The 3,274-nt window shown below is 52.8% G+C and carries 5 protein-coding genes; 2 read left to right on the top strand and 3 right to left on the bottom strand.

Annotated features, from left to right (window positions below):
- The coding region (locus DMG62_00065) for a GxxExxY protein (protein PYY25051.1) at positions 1–171 on the top strand (171 nt) is incomplete at its 5' end.
- Between the two features lie 232 nt (positions 172–403).
- On the opposite strand, the gene DMG62_00060 is transcribed toward DMG62_00065, so the two are convergent.
- The gene (locus DMG62_00060; protein ID PYY25050.1) at positions 404–640 is read right to left on the bottom strand and encodes a hypothetical protein; all 237 of its coding nucleotides are present in this window, start codon (positions 638–640) and stop codon (positions 404–406) included.
- A 680-nt stretch (positions 641–1,320) separates the two neighbouring features.
- On the opposite strand from DMG62_00060, the gene DMG62_00055 reads away from it, so the two are divergent.
- Positions 1,321–2,052, top strand: coding sequence for a hypothetical protein (locus DMG62_00055; protein PYY25049.1), 732 nt, complete (start codon positions 1,321–1,323; stop codon positions 2,050–2,052).
- A 217-nt stretch (positions 2,053–2,269) separates the two neighbouring features.
- Here DMG62_00055 and DMG62_00050 read toward each other — a convergent pair whose 3' ends face one another.
- On the bottom strand, positions 2,270–2,548 hold the full coding sequence (locus DMG62_00050; protein ID PYY25048.1) for a hypothetical protein: 279 nt from the start codon (positions 2,546–2,548) through the stop codon (positions 2,270–2,272).
- A gap of 22 nt (positions 2,549–2,570) precedes the next feature.
- Positions 2,571–2,828 (bottom strand): hypothetical protein, encoded by a 258-nt coding sequence (locus tag DMG62_00045; protein PYY25047.1) that lies wholly within the window; start codon positions 2,826–2,828, stop codon positions 2,571–2,573.
- Positions 2,829–3,274: the final 446 nt, after the last annotated feature.

Here is a 3,274-nt window from a genome sequence, read left to right as displayed (position 1 = left end):
CCCGACCTCATTGCGTTTGATGCCATCGTCGTGGATACGAAAGTGATCGACCAAATTACCGACCACGAACGTGGACTGATGCTAAACTATCTGCGGATAACCAAGCTCCGTGTTGGTGTCATCCTCAATTTCAAGCACCGCAAACTAGAGTGGCACCGAATCGCTCTGTAACATTCGTGTCCATTCGTGTGTATTCGTGGTTAATATCCTAAAGGCCTCCCTTCCGCCGCAGCTGCCCGAGGTTCCCGCGCATAAGAACTAACCACGGATTACTCGAATATCACGGATCTGGGGAGCGAACGCTCGTCCGCCACAGGACGGATTCACCGGGGCGAACATGTTGCGATTGCGCCCTCACGATCGCGAACTTTTCTGTTGTTCTTTTCAGTTCTCACTTTGTGACCTAACGACCCCCGTTACCGCTGAGATCTTCCGGGGCTTTGTCGTAGTCAATCGCCGTCACAAGCGCCACGTCCAGCACACGTGCGCCATCGTCATCAGTGAACACAACAACCAGTCGGCCCGTAGGATTCACAAACGCGTGATCACGGGTTGGCACGTCAATTACCGCGCCATCACCGGAGCGTAGTCGGAACGGTTTGCCAGAATCGATTGCCTGGCGTAGCGCAGTTGCGGTCATAGCAGATTATAATTGATGACCCTTCCGATAGTGTCAACGGCTTCGCCGGCCCGACATCAGAATTCGGAGAACCACGGATTAGGCTGATAGCACAAATCGGACAGCAAAGAGAGATCTGTGATTGTGAAGCAGAGAAGTTGAATCGTTCGCGTGTGTGTTGGAGTGGTTCGTGTCAATCCGTTTGTAATTGTCCGACCATCCGTGATATCCGTAGCCTGCCCGCCGTGGCGGGTCATCCGTGGTTCAATCGGACAGAATGTACATAATTTTCAGAATTCATTTTGTTGATTCGGTTAATTCTGTCGTGCCGGTCCTTAGTGACCCTCGTGTTTGCTAAGCCGTAGTCTTGGCAAAGGCTGGTGATTCGGGTGATCCGTGTATTTCGTGGGCAGCAACTTCTTTCCTAAGTATCCGTGATATCCGTGTCATCCGTGGTTGCCCGGTTTAACGATTCAACGGTTTAACGTTTTAACGGCGGCGAAGCCATTCGTGTCCATTCGTGGTTAAGTCTGCCGCAAAAAAGTAAAAAATAAATATTGACTTTATCCGTGAACACTGCGATAACCACGCACCTCGGAGTAACCCTCTAAGTAGAGAACCCTAGAACAACATCAAACCAACCCCATACCCCCAAACCTCTGAGAAACCCTCAGAACAACCCGCAGAAAAAGAAAACCCACATGAAAATCAAAACCAACAAATCCTCCTCAGCATTCACGCTCATTGAGTTGCTGGTCGTGATTGCGATTATCGCGATCCTGGCAGCGCTCGCAGTGCCGGCGTTAACCTCGGCGCTGAAAAAGGCCCAGATGAGCGGCACCATGAACAACGGGCGCCAGCTTTATCTGGCTGCGTTCCAGATGGCCAATGACGGCGCAGCAACAAACGACTCGAGTTCAGCGTGGCCCGGTGATCTCATTCAATCTACACAGCTTGCCGCGAACAGCTTACAAGCTTACTGCAACGACTTCTTGCTGGCGAAAGGTTACCTGAAGGGCGGCGACTTTCTAAAGCTCCTAAACGCTCCGAGTTGCGCCTTCGTCGCCGCCATAGTTGCTGGGCCTCCGGAAACAATCACGTTTACCAGTGGGAGCGCCGCGCTGAAGGTTTATCCTGTCAGTGATGCGGCTCCGTCCACCGCGATTTTTGCCACGAGCCATAACTACGACTATGACACTGCGCTGACCGCCTCGGCCTCGCAGCTTCCGTACGGCACAAACGGCTTCATTGTGATCCACAAGGGCGGCGACGCGGGCGTCTATAAAGAAGGCGAAGCCGTAGCCGCCGGATGGGGGGCAGATCCGACAGTATTCCAGAGCCAAGTCGGGATAAAGTGTATCGAAAACGGCACCTGCGATCCCACGGGCGCTCCGACAGTGGGCGATCCCGCCAGCACGCTGAAGTTTAACTAAGGCGCGAAGCCGGCTCGTTTAGTCTAGTTTAATTGAAAACGCCCCGCCACGGCGGGGCGTTTTTGTTTTCAAGAAATCGATTTCCGTGGTAGAGGCGTTTGACCACAATCGCCTTGGCGGTTCGGGTGAACCGCCCCTACCTGCACCGCTGTAGTGGCACGCATGTCGCGTGCGGGAGAATTGCAGAGTTCCTCTACAGGAAGGAATCCCTCCGGATTTACAGCCGCTCGGTGCCATCATTAATCTCAGATGCTGGCACGCTCACTCGCTTTTGACGCGGCGTAGCGGTCTTGGGTTGAACCAGCCACTTCCAGTCCATGTGTCCACTTTTCATGTCGAACGTCCACGCTGCTCCGCCGCGTCTCCAGATTTCCGTTTTCCAGTAATAGTTGTTGGCCGGAATTGCGAAGACGTACGTGAATGCGGCCGCCGTCATCACTCCGGACAGCATGCCAATAAGAAAAATGTTTATCTCCGCCGCCACATTTTGCTTCATCTGTCTTTCATTTCCGGCTGACTTACAGCCGCTCGCTGCGGACATCAACCTCGGATGATGGTACGGGAACTCGCTTTTGACGCGGCATAGCGGCCTTGGGCTCGACCAACCATTTCCAGCCCATCTGGCCACTCTTCATGTCGAACGTCCACACTGCGCCGCCGCGGTTCCAAATCTCCGATTGCCAGTGATAGTTGTTGGCCGGAATTGCGAAGGCATACGTGAACGCGGCTGCGATCATTACTCCGCAGAGCATTCCGATCAAAAATAGGCGCATCATTTTTCTATTCCACACAGTTCCCTATCTGTCCTTCGTAACTCGCCGTCAAGCCGGTTCCTTCCGTAAGCGGTAATTTATGAACCACCTGCGATGTCCGCGCGAGTTCATTGAATTGCGGATGGTTGCAAAAGAATTTTGCTTAATTGCAGAGGAGAACAAATCACCACCGAGGCACGGATGGCGTCTTCCTCGTTGAGTCGTTTACATGGTTCATGGTGACATCGCCGAAATGTTGATGGTGCGACAAGCAGTTTAAGTTTAGCTCTGCACATCGGCGATCAGACGTTAAGGAAGACCTATGAACAGTAATGAGGAGAAGCCATTTCGTGTCGATTCGTGTGGATTCTTAAACAATATCTCAACTCTCTGGAATTTAAGTTCTTGCTACGTTCGCGGACCATGATAGTATGCGGCCCCCCGCCGATGTTAGCCCCAGGCATTCCTCC

The organism is Acidobacteriota bacterium, from assembly GCA_003225175.1.
Taxonomy (GTDB): domain Bacteria; phylum Acidobacteriota; class Terriglobia; order Terriglobales; family Acidobacteriaceae; genus Gp1-AA112.
This window is presented reverse-complemented; position numbering and strand designations above follow the sequence as displayed.